The sequence below is a fragment of the Methanococcoides sp. AM1 genome, assembly GCF_900774055.1.
Taxonomy (GTDB): Archaea; Halobacteriota; Methanosarcinia; order Methanosarcinales; family Methanosarcinaceae; genus Methanococcoides.
In genome coordinates this window covers 1-204 of sequence record NZ_CAAGSW010000044.1, presented here as the reverse complement: position 1 = coordinate 204, position 204 = coordinate 1, and the positions used below count along the sequence as shown (strand labels likewise).

The window sequence follows — 204 nt, the reverse complement described above, 5'->3', positions numbered from 1 at the left end:
CTATACTTCCGGTATCCGATTTCAGTGCTAATGTCACTGAAGGTATTGCTCCCCTGAGCGTTGCGTTTACTGATCTGTCAACCAATGCAACGTCATGGTCCTGGGATATTGATGCTGACGGTACTGAAGATTACTCCAGCCAGAATATAATTCATACGTATGATACAGCTGGTTTGTATACTGTCAATCTTACTGTCAGTAATA

1 protein-coding gene is annotated in these 204 nt (G+C 42.2%); it reads left to right on the top strand.

Going from position 1 to position 204, the window contains the following annotated elements; translation table 11 throughout:
• On the top strand, positions 1-204 hold a 204-nt coding region (locus E7X57_RS12300; RefSeq protein ID WP_135613314.1), incomplete at both ends, for a PKD domain-containing protein.